Origin of the sequence: Mangrovicella endophytica (assembly GCF_002893625.1) — a bacterium.
Lineage (GTDB): Bacteria > Pseudomonadota > Alphaproteobacteria > Rhizobiales > Rhizobiaceae > Mangrovicella > Mangrovicella endophytica.
In genome coordinates, this window is record NZ_PKMZ01000009.1 from 108,461 (window position 1) to 123,211 (window position 14,751).

Consider the following 14,751-nt stretch of genomic DNA (forward strand, 5'->3'; position numbering starts at 1 on the left):
TCCTTCAGCTTTGAGCGCCGCCGGCTGTACGCCGGCGGCAGTGCGGTGAGGCTCAGAGCTTCGGCATCTCGGCTTCGGTCGCCGTCGAGGTCGAGGCATCGGGCTTGGTGCCGAACCACTTCTCGTGAAGCTGCTGGACGAAGCCTTCCTTCTTCAGCGTGGAGATCGCCTTCGTCGTCTCGGTCGCCAGCGGCGAATCCTTGGCGAACATGACCGAATACTGCTCGCCGGTCTTGATGCGCTCCACCACGGCGAATTGCGGCTTGTCCTTGATGTAGTAGGCGACGGCCGGGATGTCGGAGATGTAGCCGTCGATGCCGCCATTGCCGAGATCGAGCATGGCCGGCGCCAAGCCTTCGAAGCGGCGGATTTCGCCGATGCCGTACTCCTTCTGGTGCTCGGTGGCCCACATGTCGCCGGTGGACCCGGTGTCGACGCCGACCGTCTTGCCGCCGAGGCCCTTCAGCCCATCGATGCCGGAGGATTTCAGCACCGACAGCGATTGGTCGCTGTCATAGTAGGGCTGCGCGAAGGACACCGACTCCAGCCGCTTCTTGGTGATGGTGATCGAGGACACCGCCGCGTCGATGCGGCCGGACTGAACGGCCGAGAACAGGCCGTTGAAGGGGATGTTCTCGAAGCTGACGTCGTCATAGCCCATGCGCTTGGCGACTTCCTGGACGAGCTCGACCTCGAAGCCGACGGTCTCGCCCGCCTCGTTCTGGAACTCCCAGGGAACGTTCCCGATGTTGGCTCCAACAGTCAGCGTCTTGGCGCTGGCGGGGCTGGCGATAGCGACGGCGGCCAGCGCAATGGCGGCAAATGTCCTGCGGATCATGGCAACTCCTTTTCCAGCGACGGTGAGAGAGCATCCGCTTAATTCATGTGCGCCGATGCTCAACAATTTGGCAGTAATTCTGCATGCACTTTCATGAGCAGACTGCACGGAGAATTGCGTGCTGCGCAAGCGGAAAGATTTATCCGCTTGACTGGGCATTCGCCTTGGAGCGCAGCCGGGGCTTCGGCGGCTGATGACCGGAGGCGGCATGGTCCACCTCGGCATAGGGCGCCAGCACCTCCATCAGATCGCCCCGCGCAGGGGCGACCTTCAGGAAGGCGCGATCCGCGACCTGGTCGAGATGGTGAGCCATCAGGGACGCCGCCGCATCTCCATCTCCCGCTGCCAGTGCCTCGATGACCGAGCGGTGCTCGGAGATGGCGCATTCGGAGGAATGCGGCCGGCCGAAGGTGGCGAGCGACAGGCTGGAGCGATAGGCGATTTCGCGGACATAGCGGGTCAGCGTCGGCTTGCCCGTCATCTCCGCCAGCTTCACATGAAACTCGGTCGCAAGCCGGATGGAGTTCGCTGCCGGCCCACCATGCGCCTTCTCCTCGTCTGCGAGATGCGCCCTTAGCTCCTGGAGCTGCGCGACCGTCAGCCTGCCGCAAAGCGCCCGCACCACGAGGCGCTCCAGCTCGCGGCGGATGTCGAACTCGTCGCGCGCCTCGTCGAAGGACGGTGTTGCAACCACTGCGATCCGGTTGCGGCGAAGCTCGACAAGCCCTTCCGACGCGAGTTGCCCAAGCGCATGCCGGGCGATCGTACGACTGACGCCGAACCGTTCCCCCAACGTGTCTTCCGGCAGCTTATCGCCCGGTGCGAGAGCCTGTTCGAGGATCGCCCGGCGGATGGCACGGCAAATGACTGCCGCACGGTTGGATGCCTCCATGCTCAATGGCTGCCCTCGAAACAAATGTCAGTGTCTGCCGGAATATAGCAGCTTCGCGACGGCGGCTTCAAAGCCTGTCGAGAGCCAAATTGCATGCAGTTGAGCTAGGTGATTGCATGCTAGGAGCGCTGCCGCGAAGCTCAGGGTTACGTCCGGCGCAGGGCGAAGGCGGCACGGGATTTGCTTGCGGCCGTGCATGAGCGCCTTCCAAATTCATCCTGGTTCAGCCGGAACGTCGAAGTCACGGCCGGCCACAGCCATGGTGACGAGCCCGCACCGGCTGGCAAGCGAAGCCGGGCTGCGCATCCTGATGCGCGGCGGCAATGCGATCGAGGCAGCCGTCGCGGCCAGCGCGGCGCTGTCGGTGGTCTATCCGCATTTCTGCGGCCTCGGCGGCGACGGAGTCTGGATGCTGGCGGACCGGGCCGGGCGTTCGACCTGCCTCCTCGGCATCGGGCAAGCCGCCGCAAGGCTTCCGGGTGACGATCCCATTCCGGTTCGAGGCCCACTGTCGGCGTTGACGAGCGCCGGCCTGGTCGCTTCCTGGGATGCGGCCTTGAAGCACTCACGCCGCCTCTGGGGCGGGTGCGAAGACCTGGGGATCCTCCTCGAAGATGCCATCGAACTCGCCGGCGCAGGCTTCCCGGCGTCGCCCTCGCAGCGGTTCTGGCTCGGCTTCCGCAGCGCCGATCACGAGAGCTGGCCAGGTTTTCAGGCGCACTTCGCAGGCGGCGGAGAGCAGTTCCGCCAGCCGCGGCTGGCCGAGAGCCTGCGCGCCATCGCGGAGGGCGGAGCGCGCACGTTCTACGAAGGCGAACTCGCCGCCCGCATTGCGCGGGGACTGGCGGATGCCGGCTCGACGCTGACGCTCACCGATCTCGCGGCGACGCAAACGCGCGAGGCTGCGCCGATCCGCATGCCTTATCGCGGAATGACGCTTCTCGCGCCGCCGCCGCCGACGCAGGGGGCGACGACCCTCGCCATCATGGGCATTCTCGAACACCTGCATCTGACGGGGCTCGACGGCCGCGGCGCGGACGTCCTGCACCTCTGTGTCGAGGCGGTGAAGCAGGCCTTTCTCGATCGCCACCTCATCGCCGATCCGGATTTCGCCGCCGTCCCACTGGATTGGATGCTGGACGCCGACCACCTCGCCGCGAAGGCGGCCGCGATCGATCCAGGCGCGGCGCTGCCCTGGCCGCACGTGATGCGGACGGGCGACACCGCCTTCATCGGAGTGGTGGATCGCGAGGGACGCTCAGTCGCGCTGCTGCAGAGCCTTTATTACGACTGGGGCAGCGGTGTCGTCGCGGGCGACACCGGTATTCTCTGGCAGAACCGCGGCGCCGCGTTCGACCGCAGCGTCGACGGGCCGAACAGGCTGCAGCCGGGCAAACGGCCCTTCTACACCCTCAATCCCGGCATTGCGCTGCGTGGCGGCATGCCCGCCCTCGTCTACGGCACGCAAGGGGCAGACGGCCAGCCGCAGACGCTGGCCCTTCTGCTCGCCCGGCTGATCGATCTCGGCCTTTCGCCTGCCGACGCGCTCGCCGCGCCGCGCTTCCTGCTCGGGCGCACCTTTTCCGACGCGCGCGACACGCTGAAGCTCGAAGCCTCCGCCGGCGAGGCCACCTTTGCCGAACTCGCTCGCCGCGGGCACGAGGTTTCCGCCATACCCGCACTCAGCCCGCTGGCGGGACAGGCGGGCGTGATTGCGATCGACGCCGAGGGAGGCGTCACCGGCGCGCACGATCCGCGCAGCGACGGCTGCGCGCTCGGGCTGGGAGATCGGACTTGAGCCCCGCGGTGGATTTCGTGCTGCGCAACGCGCGTGTCGCAGGGCGCGGATGCCCTGTCGACATCGGCGTTGCCGAAGGCCGCGTCGTGGCGCTGGAGCCGAACCTTGGCGTTGATGCACCAGCGCGGGATGCGGCGGGCCGCTTCGTCTTCTCAGGCTTCGTCGACTGCCACATCCATCTCGACAAAGCCTGTATTCTCGACCGCTGCACCATTTGCGAAGGCACGCTCCAAGAGGCCGTCCGCCAGACCGCACAGGCCAAGGGCGCTTTCACCGAGGACGACGTCTACAGGCGCGCTGCCCGCGTGGTGGAGCGGGCGATCCTCAACGGCACGACGGCGCTGCGCACGTTTGTCGAGGTCGATCCGCGCGCCGGCCTCCGGTCGCTCGTCGCGATCCGGCAGTTGAAGGCGGACTATGCCTTTGCGATCGACATCGAGATCTGCGCCTTCGCGCAGGAGGGGCTGACGCAGGAGCCGGAGACCGAAATCATGCTGGCCAAAGCTCTGGCGAGCGGCGCCGATCTCGTCGGCGGCTGTCCGTATACCGATCCGCGGCCGGCGGAACACGTGGCACGGATCTTCGACCTCGCCGAGCGCTTCGGTACAGGCGTCGACTTCCACGCCGACTTCGATCTCGATCCGAACGGGTCGGCCCTGCCATTCATCGTCGCTGAGACCCAGCGCCGCGGCTTCGGCGGGAAAGTCTCCATCGGCCATGCGACCAAGCTTTCCGCCATGGAACCGGCGGCAGTGGATATGGTCGGGCACCAGCTCGCCAATGCTGGCATTGCGGTGACGGTGCTGCCGGCGACGGATCTCTTCCTGACCGGCCGCGACCGCAAGCGCCTCGTGCCGCGCGGGGTGGCGCCTGTCCATCGCCTGAAGCAGCTGGGTGTCTGCGCGACGATCGCCACGAACAACGTCCTCAACCCCTTCACGCCCTTCGGCGACGCTTCGCTGCTTCGGATGGCCAATCTCTATGCGAATGTCGCTCAGCTCGCGCGCGACGACGAGATGGAGGCCGTTTTCGCGATGGTCTCGACGGACGCTGCGAATCTGATGGGGTGCGATCCGGGTCTTGCCGTCGGTTCGCCGGCTGACCTGGTACTGCTCGACGCCGCCACTCCCGCCGCCGCCGTGCGCGAGATCGCCCAGCCGCTTGCCGCATGGAAGCGCGGCAGGCAGGTCATGGAAAGACCGGCCGGTCGAATCCTCCGGCCCGCCCCTCACCCGGATTGAAAATCCTGAGCTTAACGCAGACCTTCGACGCAGACCGCTCGGTCACGCGACGGCGGGAGCTGATTGGGGTTGGAGTTGTTCGGGGGGTGAACAACAAGACGCGCGGTGAGCTGCCGAAGCTTGGCGCTTTAAGTGCTAATATTCGGACGGACGCCTCGTTTCTCTGACCTCGAATTCAAGGACGCACGTGCTATTCTGACCGCCGCGCCATTTACCATCTGCTGCAGTGTAGGACCGCGGACGATGAGCGCCGATGGCTTGTAGCCGCATTGATCTGCTAATCTTTTTGGACGCCGATTGCCTCTCTGTCGGAGCTAGTTCAGACATCCCAGTAACCCGATCTGGATCGCTCTGCCGGAGCCGCTGGCTCCGGGGCCGTCAGCCCCTGTCCTCGTCGAGAATGGGATGATTTTGCCAGCCTTCGCTGGAGGCGGACGCGATCTTTTGCCCTTCACGCCGTAAATGGTTTCGTGAAAGATCGGATTGGTGCAGCTGCGAACTGGGCTGAACCGTTACAGGCGGAAGGCTCCATCGATGGTGCAGGTTCGGATCAACCCCTTTCTTGCCCGCACCAGCGCACCGCCTATCCCCGAATCGCGGGCTTGGGCGGACAGCTACGACGGATTGCGGGGCTCGCTTCTGAACCTTGCGCAGGCGGTGCCGGGCGACCCGCCGCCGCAGGCGCTGCTCGATCGGATCGGCGCTGAGGCCGGCCGCGCCGAAACCACCACCTATGGACCGATCGAGGGTGACGCAGTGCTGCGTACGGCGCTCGCCGCGGACATCTGCGCCGTCTACGGCTCGGACGTCACAATGGCCGACGTCGCCATTACCGCCGGCTGCAACCAGGCCTTCTTCGTTGCCATGATGGCGCTGGCGGCGCCGGGCGATGCGGTGATGCTGCCGACGCCCTGGTACTTCAATCACAAGATGACGCTCGACATGCTCGGCATCCAAGCCTGCGCGCTGCCGTGCCGGGCCGAGGCAGGTTTCGTGCCGGACGTCGAGGACGCTCGGCGTCTCATCGGGTCGCAGACGCGCGCGATCGTGCTCGTGACACCCAATAATCCGACCGGCGCGACCTATCCGGATGCGACGATCCACGCCTTCCACGATCTTTGCCGGGAGACGGGCCTAACGCTCGTTCTCGACGAGACGTATCGTGACTTCCTGCCCGAGGGGATGGCGAAGCCGCACTCGCTGCTGCGTGAGCCCAGCTGGCGGGACCGGGTGCTGCATCTGCATTCCTTCTCGAAAAGCTATGCCGTGCCCGGGCACCGGCTCGGGGCGCTCGTTGCTGCGCCCACCTTCATCGAGGAGGTGGCCAAGGTCATGGACTGCCAGCAGATCTGCCCGCCGCGCGCGGCGCAGGGGGCGATTGCATGGGCTATTGATGGAATCGCCGACTGGCGCGCGGCAACGCGGCGGCGGATCAACGAGCGCGCAGCGGTCTTCCGGCAAGCGATCGCCGCGATTCCAGGCTGGCAGGTCTCGGCCATCGGCGCCTACTTCGCCTATGTGCGGCCGCCGTCGGACGAGCCGATGCGAAGCCTCGCCGCACGACTGGCGCGAGAACGAGGCGTTCTCGTGCTGCCGGGCGACTACTTCACGCCGTCAGACGCGCCCGATGGTCATCTCCGCTTCGCCTTCGCCAATGTCGGTGCCGAGCGGATCGCCGAACTTCCCGCCCGGCTCCAGGGTTTTGCCTAGCGTCTGCGAGTTGCGCCGCTGAGCGGCGCCAAGCCTTCGATCACCGCATCGGATGATGCGATCGCACCGAAGATGCCGTTCTCGACGGTGACCATGTGAAGCGCGGCGGCATGCGCGTAGGCATCGCCGCTGGCGCAGGCATCAGCCACTGTCAGGCATTGGAAGTTGCGATCGCATGCTTCCCGCAGCGTCGAGTGGACGCAGACGTCGGTCGTGCACCCCGCGAACATCAGGAACTCGATCCCCTGTGCTCGCAGGACATGCTCGAAATCCGTGTAGGTGAAGGCACTATTGCAGGTCTTGTCGACGACAACGTCCTCGGGCCGCACGTCGATCTCCGGCACGATCTCGAAACCCGGGCTGCCGCGCAAAAGGGCGCCCGTTTCTCCAAGACCCGCGCGGTTGCGCCGCCATTTCTCATAGGGCGTCATGTCGGCCATGTCGCTGCGATAGCCCTGCCGCGTGTGGATGATCAAAATGCCAGCCGCCCGGCACGCCGCGATCAGCCGCCCGATCACCGGAAGAACGATCCGCAGCGGCGCAGGATCATATCCCATGGACGCGAAATAGCCGTCCGGCGACAGGAAATCCTTCTGCATGTCGATCACGACAAGCGCTGCGGCGGCCGGATCGAGGCGGCCGTCATACGGGTAGTCGAATGGTTCTGCCTTGATCACCGCGGCTCCATCCTTCGTCGATTGGCAGGACAACAGGTTCGTCAGGCTTCCCGCTTCGCGAGGAGTGGGGCTGCCCCCGATGAGCAGACCATCCCTCACGATCGGCGACCTTGGCGACGGCGAGACCACACAAGACCGCCGGTTGCGCTTATTTTGGAGTTGACTATAGATATAACTCCAGCTCCACAAAAGACTGAAGTTGATGAGTGTCGCTCTCGCTGATTGGTCGATCACGACGGGAAAGGTCGCCGGTCCCGGGGCGCCGACCGTGCTGTCCTGCGTCGCAGACATGATCAGCTCGGCCCCAGCGCGCGGATGACCGATTCCAGACGGAGCGCAGCATCGGGTTGGTTCTGGACAGGCGTTCTCCTGATGGGCGCCGCCAACCTCCTGCTGCCGCTGCAGGACGCCCTGTCGAAGCAGGTGCTTGCCGTTCTGCCGATCCCGCAGCTTCTGCTCGTCCGCAGCTTGGCCGGCTTCGTCCTGGCGCTCGCGCTCGGCCGGCAACCGCTTCTCGAACGCGCCATGCGCACGCGGCTGAAGGGCGCGATGATCCTGCGCAGCTTGGTGATGCTCGCGGGCTGGCTGACATTCTGCGAGGCGATCCGCCATTTGCCGCTCGCGCAGGCAACGACGATCTATTTCGCCTCGCCGATCCTGGTCACGCTCGCGGCGGGGCCGATCCTGAAAGAACGCGTGACGCCGTCGCAATGGGCGGCCGTGGCCATCGGATTCACCGGCGTGTGGCTCGCCAGCGATCTCGCCAGCTTCGAGGTCTCGGACGCCGTTCTGATGGCGTTTCTATCCACCGGCTGCTGGGCCGCCGCGCTCTTGATGCTGCGCGCGGTGTCGCAGCAGGAAGGCAGCCTCATTCAGGTCCTCTTCGCCAACGGCACCTTCGTGGTGGCGACGGCGCCCCTCGTTCTGTTCCAGCCCATCGGGGCCGATGGCCGGCAGATCGCTTTCGCGGCGGCAGTCGGGCTCGTCGGAGGTGTCGGGCAACTGGCCCTCTATGCGGCGGCCCGTCGCCTTCCCGCCTCGGTGCTCGCGACCCTCGAATACAGCGCGATCCTGACCGCCTTTGCGCTCGGCTACGTGATGTTCGGGGAGCGGCCGAGCCTGGCAGTCTCGCTCGGTGCCGCCCTCGTCCTCGTCTCCGGCATCGCCGCCGTGGCGATCGGAACGTCCCGGCCGGTCGAGGATGTCACCGTCGTCGCGGTGCCAGAGCCCGGCGTGGAGGCGGCTCACCGGCCGCCGACTGCCATTCCCCTACCCAAACAGAAGGAGAGCCTCATGCCTTTGTCTTCGCACGATCTCGTCGTCAACGTCATCGCCAAGACCCGCTTCCCCTTTCCGGGTCAGGCCCACTGGCCTTCCGACTATGTCACGCTGACCAACGTGCCGGAGCGCCGGCGTTCGATCGACGTGGACGGCGCGGCCTATTACCCGGACATCGTGATTCTCGATGGAACCGGGCGGATCCGCGAGATCGGCGAAGTCGAGATGAGCCTGGATGCGGACAAGCTGCCCTATCTTCAAGCCGCGTCGCTGGTTGCGGACGACGACACCTCTGCGAAGGTTCGTCATTTCTTTCTCTATGTGCCCGCGGGGATGGAGGCGGCGGCACAGCAGCTGCTTGACGACAACGGCATCAGCTATGCGGGTGTGCGCGGCTTCACGATGGCGGCCGACGGCCGTGTCGGGATCGTGCCCTTCGCCACACCGGGCGACGCGTACGATCATCAGGTTACCGATCCTCAGACGGCCTGACGCCGCCGCGGTCTCAAGGCAGAGCCCTACGACGCGTCAGGTTCCAGGAGGTCCCAGGGGTCGGGCATCCGGCCCACCGGGACCTCGATCAGCGTCGGGCCCCGACGCTGCAGCGCCCAGTCGATCGCGACCTTGAACTCGCCGGGTCCCGTGGCCCGGCGTGCCTCGACGCCGAAGCTTTCCGCCAGACGCACGAAGTCCGGGTTGCACAGGTCGGAGGCGATGATCTTCCCCCCGTGGATCTCCTCCTGCATGCGGCGGACATTGCCGTAGGCCCCGTCGACGAAGACCACCGCGATGACGGCTATCCCGTGCCGGGCAGCGGTCGCGAGCTCGTTGCCGGTGAACAGGAAGCCGCCATCGCCGCAGAGCGCAATCACCGGGGTTTCGGGACAGGCCACTTTCGCGCCAAGCGCGGTCGCATAGCCGAAGCCGAGCGTGCCCTGATAGCCGGGCGTGATCAGCTGACGCCCGCGCCGAACCGGAAACGCCGCCGTGGCGACATAGCCGACCTGGGTGTAGTCGGCGACGACGATCGCCTCGTCCGGCAAAGCCCGCACGAAGTCCATCTGAGGCGCCAGCCGCTGCGAGAACTCCGCCGCGACGGCACGCTTCAAGTCAGCAAGTTCGGCGTGGCGCGACTTCGGGCTGGCACCCCATCGTTCCAGCTCAGGGCCGAGCGCACCGAGGGCGTCCTTCGCATCGGCGTGAATGGCCACATCGGCCGGCTCTCCGCGGCCGAACTGCGCCGGATCGAGATCGATCCGCACGACGCGCTGTCCGGGGCGCAGACGCCAGACCGTCCGCGGCATATGGAACCGGGTGCCGACAGCCAGGATGACGTCGGAGTGGGCCCAGAGTCGCGCCCCCTCGGCCATGCCGATCGACAGCGGATGATCGGAGGCGAGAATGCCGCGTCCCTGCAGGTGACTGAGCACCGGCGCCTGCAGCCGCTCGGCGACCGCGCGGAGCTCGTGCCCTGCCTCGGCAGCACCGATGCCGACGACGATCAGCGGCGCTTTCGCCGTCGCCAGGAGTTCGGCGGCGGCGCGGGTGGCATCTGTATCGATCGTCGGCGGGCTGGCGGGAGCAGCCGCATGGGGCTCGAGGACGATCGCCGCGCCGGCGAGAACGTCAGCCGGCAGTTCGAGGGCGGCGGGCGCCGATCCCGAGCGCAGCGCTCGGAAGGCGCCTTCGATCAACGGCGGCACCTCGGCCGGCGCGTATGCGATCCCGCTCCAGCGCGTCAGCCCGCGTACGATGGCGCTCTGATCCGGCAGTTCGTGCAGTTCGCCGCCGCCCGCTCCGATATGCGATGTCGCGAGCTGGCCGACGAGGGCCAGCACCGGCGCATGGACGGCATAGGCGGTGGACAGGGCGGCGGCCGTGTTGAGGAAGCCTGGGCCGGGCACGCAGGCATAGGCTGCGGGCCTGCCCGTGGCCTGCGCGGCGCCGAGTGCCATGTAGGCGACCCCCTGCTCGTGCCGCGCATTGATGACGCGCAGGCGATCCTGCGTGCCATGCAGAGCGTTGAACAGATGATCGAGTTGAACGCCCGGCAGAGCAAAGAGCGTGTCGATGCCGTTGGCGAGAAGGCCGGCCGCGACCGCTTCGCCGCCAGTCATGCGTTTTGTCTGAGACTGTTCTGACATCAGCGATAACTTCGAGGGCCGACTAGCTTCGATAATCCGGCTGCTCACGATCGAGCTTTCGCTTCAAGGCCTGCCACGGCAGCCAGCCCTTGTTGGACTCCCCGCCGAACTGCTTGGCCGTCCGGCTCACCACCGCCTCGGGTGGCATGGACAGAGCCGCACCCGTGGACTGCGCCGCGATCTGGATACGGCAGGACTGTTCCAGGTAGTACATCCAGTAGAACGCCTCCGCGACGGTGCGCCCCACCGTCAGAAGACCGTGATTGCGCAGGATCAGGCAGTGCCCGGTCCCGAGATCGCGGACGAGGCGCTCGCGTTCGGTCAGGTTGTCGTCGGCCGCGATGCCTTCGTATTCGTGGATGCCGACCTCACCGTGAAACTCGATGCTGATCTGATTGAGCGGCAGGAGACCGCCCGCCTGCGCGGCGACAGCCATGCCGGCGAGCGTATGGGTGTGCATCACGCAGGCGGCGTCATGCCGCTCGCGATGGACGGCGGAATGGATCACGAAGCCTGCGGGGTTGACCGGCCAGCTCGTCTCCTGGGCAGGTGCTCCTTCCGCGTCGACCTCGACCAGAGAGCTGGCGGTGATCTCCTCGAACAGGAGGCCGTAAGGATTGACCAGGAAGCGGTTGCCGTCGCCCGGCAGCCGCACCGAGAGGTGCGTGAAGACGAGATCCGTCATGCCGAAGAGGGCGATCAGCCGGTAGGCCGCGGCGAGGTCCTCGCGCAGTTCCCGTTCGGTCGGGACGTGGGCCGCGGCGGGCGGTGTGGGGATCGCGATCGCGCTCATGATATCGCTCCGGGTAAGAGGCCGCGCGGCGGGCGGGCGGCCGATGAAGGCTCTGCGGAATCTCCGTCCGGCCGCGCCAGCGGATCGTCGCGCTCGGTGCGGATGCGGTTCTCGGGACGGGTCGTATCGGTGAAGCCGATGGCGACGCCGCAGACGAGGGTGAGGTCGGGCGGCATGCCGAGGAAGCCCGAGACGCTCCGGTCGAACATTGCCCAGTCCGCCTGCGGGCAGGCGCCGTAGCCCGCCTCCGTCAGGAGCAGCAGCACGGTCTGGAGATAGATGCCGAGGTCCAGCCATTGCGACGGTCCGAAGGAGCGCTCGATGAAGAGGAGGACGCCATAGGGCGCGCCGAAGAACTGAAAGTTCTCGTTGATCCAGGCGGTGCGTGCCGCCTTGTCCTCCCGATCGATGCCGAGGGCATCGTAGAGGATCTCGCCGTTCCGTCGACGCCGTTGGAGATAGGCGGGCTTCAGCTCGCGCGGATAGAAGTCGTAGGCCATCGCCTCGCCTTCCGGGCGTTCCACCGACAGCCGCCGCATCAGCGCCTTCAGCGCGGCGAGGCGCTCACCCTCGACCGTCTCCACCACCCAGGGCTGGAGATTGCCGCCGGAGGGCGCGCGGGCGGCCCGGCGGAGGATGTCGCGGATCGCCGCGGCATCGACCGCTCTGTCATCGAAGGCGCGGACCGAGCGCCACGCCGCGACGGCCTCCGAGACGGTCTTTCCACGCGTCTCCGACGGACCGGCGCTCACGCGACCGACCATTCCTCGCCGCGCGGGGTGGTGACATATTCCGGCCAGCGATATCCAATCGGCGCTTCGAAGTCGGGCGGCAGCAGCGGGGCGACCCAGCGCGAGCCGCCGACGCCGCCACCGGTGCGCTCCTCGAACTCGGCCTTGGCGCGGGCGAGACCGTCCGGATCGGTGAGGAGGTCTAGCACCGTCGTGGCGATGACCTCGCCGGCCTTCGTCCACATCGGGTCGATGCAGGCGGGCACGCCGTTCATCGCATGCCGCGTCCATTCGGGATAGCGGTAGCCGGACTTCGGCGAGGCGAGCGTCGGACGACCGACATAGAGCCGGACCGTCGGCGCGTGCCAGGTGTAGTCGACATAGTCGTCGGCGGCATAGTTGAGCTGCCAGGCCGGGAGCTGCGCGCGGAACGCCTGTTCCGCCTCCCAGGGCGGAGTCAGCCGGGTCAGGCCGTCGAAGAAGGGCTCGTCCATGGGCTCGAGACCGAGCGAGGACTGGATCTCGCGGGCAAAACTCTTCGCCTCCTCCGGCCAGACCGGGGCACCGAGCTTCTCGAAGTTGCGGAAGGTGATCTCCGCCATCGCGTGGTTAGGCAGGCCTGCCCGGGTCTTGGTGATCCAGGCCTTCTCCACCGTGCAGGCGGTCATCGCAGCCACGTGGTCGGCATTGCGGTCGAGCACGGTGAAGGCGGCCTGGCACATTTCCAGTGTCGGTGCGCGCATCGAATACTGGATCTGCCCGTAACCCGGGGCGATGTTGTCGGCGGCCGCCTGGCCGGCGGTCAGGATGAACTCGTTGAGGGTCCAGCTGCCGCTATGCGGGAGCATCGACTCCTTCATCATCTTCGAGTTCGTGTACATGAGGCACACGGCATCGATGGCGCCGGGCGCCCGCGCCATGGCGTGGACGTGGGTGACGGTGCCGCCGGCCGCCTCGTTCTGCCAGGTCTCCGGATTGTCGCAGGAGAAGGTGTAGATCCGGCTCCAATAGGGGGCGCTGGTCGTGTCCCAGAAACAGCCATTGGTCAGTGCCGGGAACGAGTGCGGATGGAAGCTGATCGCCGCGTCCAGCCCTTCATAGAAGCCGTGCGCGGCGTGGACGGGCTTGGCCCCGCACATCTTCTCCGCCGGCTCACCGAAGAAGACGAGCGTGCCGGTGACGCCCTGTGTCTCCATCGCGTGCTTGGCGGCGAGGAAGCCGGCGAGCTGGCCGAGGCCGAGCGCCGAATGCGGATCAGTATGGCCGGCGGCCCGCGGGCTGACCCCCTCGCGCGGCTGGCGGTAGGGCACCGGCGCCTGGCTCTGGCCCGGGACCGCATCGTATTCGGCATAGCCGGCGATCACCGGACCCGGACCGTTCGACCAGCGGGCGCGAAAGGCGGTCGGCATGCCCGCCGTGCCGCGCTCGACCGCAAAACCTTCGCGCTCGAGCCGATCCATGTACCAGGCGGAGGACTTGTATTCCCGCCAGGACGGCTCGTGCAGGTTCCAGATCGTCATGTGATCGGCGGATAGCGCTGCCTGGTTGACTTCAAGCCAGGCGAGCGCCGCCGCTTGCGCCGGATGCCAATCGCTCGCCCCCGTCATCGCCGTCAAACCTCATCGCGCACGAGCGGCGCGGTCGAACAGTGGAGGCCCCCGCCGCCGGAGATCACCTTGTCATAGGGCACGGTGATCACCTCGACGCCGGCAAGACGCAGCTGATCGGACGTGTGCTCCGAAATGCCTTCCGGCATCATGACCCGGCCCGGCGCCACCGCCAGCGAATTGATGATCGCTCCATCGTCCTCGTGGTGAAGCTCGATCAGCGAGATGCCGAGTTCCCGCAGCCGCTCGATGAACCAGAACGGCAGGAGCGTGAAATTGGCGAGCGCGAGGTCTGGCGCGATCATCACGAATAGACCGTCGATATGGAGGCGGTAGCCGGTGAGATGGACCTTCAGGAGTTCGACGCCCTGCGAGCGAAGCACCTCCTCCACCTGCCGGGCGCCCTCCTCGTTGACGCGGGAGGAGAGGCCCATCACGGCGGTGCGGCGGTTGATCCAGGCGAAGCTCCCGCCTTCCGCGATGCCCGTGCCCGAAATGGTGCGCAGGATCGGGCAGCCGATGCGGGCGAGCGTTCGCGTCGCCGGCAGTTCCTCGCCGCGGCGGATGCGCGGACCAAGCCGCATCACGATGGCGCCGCCGCCCACACCAACCACGCTGTCGCGCGTGTAGCAGGACTTCATCCGGCCCGGGGCCACCGCGTCGATATAGACGACCTCGACACCTTCAGCCCGGAGCGCCGCCACATAGGCGTCGTGCTGCTTCTGCATGCCGGCGAGGTCCGGGCCTTCGGTGCCCCGCCAGTACCAGCCGCGCTGCACGTCGCCGAACGCGTTGTTGTCGAGCCGCCTCGACGTATCCACGACTTCGACTTCGGAACCGGGACGATGCATCAGCACGACGCGCAGGCGCCCGACATCATTGGTGCAGCCCCACTGGCGTCCCCACCAGCGCGTTTGCTGCTCCTCGTCCTCGAACGAGGGCTCCGCTTCGGAGGGAAAGAGCTTGATGAGCTGGTTGTACCGCCACTCGCTCTCGGTGATCGCACCCATGTCGCAAGGCCCCATTCCAGAAATCCAGCGAC

12 protein-coding genes are annotated in these 14,751 nt (G+C 66.9%); 4 read left to right on the forward strand and 8 right to left on the reverse strand.

Annotation, left to right across the window (positions count from 1 at the left end; translation table 11 throughout):
- Positions 1–52: 52 nt before the first annotated feature.
- Positions 53–838, reverse strand: coding sequence for a transporter substrate-binding domain-containing protein (locus tag C0R46_RS16785; RefSeq protein ID WP_102960811.1), 786 nt, complete (start codon positions 836–838; stop codon positions 53–55).
- A gap of 139 nt (positions 839–977) precedes the next feature.
- Positions 978–1,730: a GntR family transcriptional regulator gene (locus C0R46_RS16790; RefSeq protein ID WP_102960812.1), complete on the reverse strand. Its 753-nt coding sequence runs from the start codon at positions 1,728–1,730 to the stop codon at positions 978–980.
- 259 nt (positions 1,731–1,989) lie between these two features.
- Between C0R46_RS16790 and C0R46_RS16795 the strand changes: the two genes are divergently transcribed.
- From C0R46_RS16795 to C0R46_RS16805, 3 genes are all read left to right on the forward strand, one after another.
- Positions 1,990–3,528, forward strand: a complete 1,539-nt coding sequence (locus C0R46_RS16795; protein WP_102960813.1) for a gamma-glutamyltransferase family protein — start codon at positions 1,990–1,992, stop codon at positions 3,526–3,528.
- Positions 3,525–4,769, forward strand: coding sequence for an amidohydrolase family protein (locus tag C0R46_RS16800; RefSeq protein WP_102960814.1), 1,245 nt, complete (start codon positions 3,525–3,527; stop codon positions 4,767–4,769). The genes C0R46_RS16795 and C0R46_RS16800 overlap by 4 nt, the downstream gene beginning before the upstream one ends.
- Before the next feature lie 534 nt (positions 4,770–5,303).
- Positions 5,304–6,479 carry an aminotransferase gene (locus C0R46_RS16805; protein ID WP_102960815.1) on the forward strand — a complete coding sequence of 392 codons (1,176 nt, stop codon included), beginning with the start codon at positions 5,304–5,306 and terminating at the stop codon, positions 6,477–6,479.
- On the opposite strand, the gene C0R46_RS16810 is transcribed toward C0R46_RS16805, so the two are convergent.
- Entirely contained in the window at positions 6,476–7,156 is a 681-nt protein-coding gene (locus tag C0R46_RS16810) for a cysteine hydrolase family protein (protein ID WP_102960816.1), read from the reverse strand. The two genes, C0R46_RS16805 and C0R46_RS16810, sit on opposite strands and share 4 nt — an antisense overlap.
- Before the next feature lie 315 nt (positions 7,157–7,471).
- Between C0R46_RS16810 and C0R46_RS16815 the strand changes: the two genes are divergently transcribed.
- Positions 7,472–8,926 carry an EamA family transporter gene (locus tag C0R46_RS16815; RefSeq protein ID WP_102960817.1) on the forward strand — a complete coding sequence of 485 codons (1,455 nt, stop codon included), beginning with the start codon at positions 7,472–7,474 and terminating at the stop codon, positions 8,924–8,926.
- Positions 8,927–8,952: 26 nt separating this feature from the next.
- On the opposite strand, the gene C0R46_RS16820 is transcribed toward C0R46_RS16815, so the two are convergent.
- Genes C0R46_RS16820 through C0R46_RS16840 form a run of 5 tightly spaced genes read right to left on the reverse strand, consistent with a single transcriptional unit; the run spans position 8,953 to position 14,719 of the window.
- Positions 8,953–10,551 (reverse strand): thiamine pyrophosphate-dependent enzyme, encoded by a 1,599-nt coding sequence (locus tag C0R46_RS16820; protein WP_198598385.1) that lies wholly within the window; start codon positions 10,549–10,551, stop codon positions 8,953–8,955.
- 49 nt (positions 10,552–10,600) lie between these two features.
- Positions 10,601–11,371 (reverse strand): class II aldolase/adducin family protein, encoded by a 771-nt coding sequence (locus C0R46_RS16825; protein WP_102960819.1) that lies wholly within the window; start codon positions 11,369–11,371, stop codon positions 10,601–10,603.
- Entirely contained in the window at positions 11,368–12,123 is a 756-nt protein-coding gene (locus C0R46_RS16830) for a nitroreductase (RefSeq protein WP_198598386.1), read from the reverse strand. Before C0R46_RS16830 ends, C0R46_RS16825 begins: the two co-directional genes overlap by 4 nt.
- Positions 12,120–13,709 (reverse strand): zinc-binding metallopeptidase family protein, encoded by a 1,590-nt coding sequence (locus C0R46_RS16835; protein ID WP_102960821.1) that lies wholly within the window; start codon positions 13,707–13,709, stop codon positions 12,120–12,122. Before C0R46_RS16835 ends, C0R46_RS16830 begins: the two co-directional genes overlap by 4 nt.
- A gap of 5 nt (positions 13,710–13,714) precedes the next feature.
- Entirely contained in the window at positions 13,715–14,719 is a 1,005-nt protein-coding gene (locus C0R46_RS16840; RefSeq protein ID WP_102960822.1) for a dimethylarginine dimethylaminohydrolase family protein, read from the reverse strand.
- Positions 14,720–14,751: the final 32 nt, after the last annotated feature.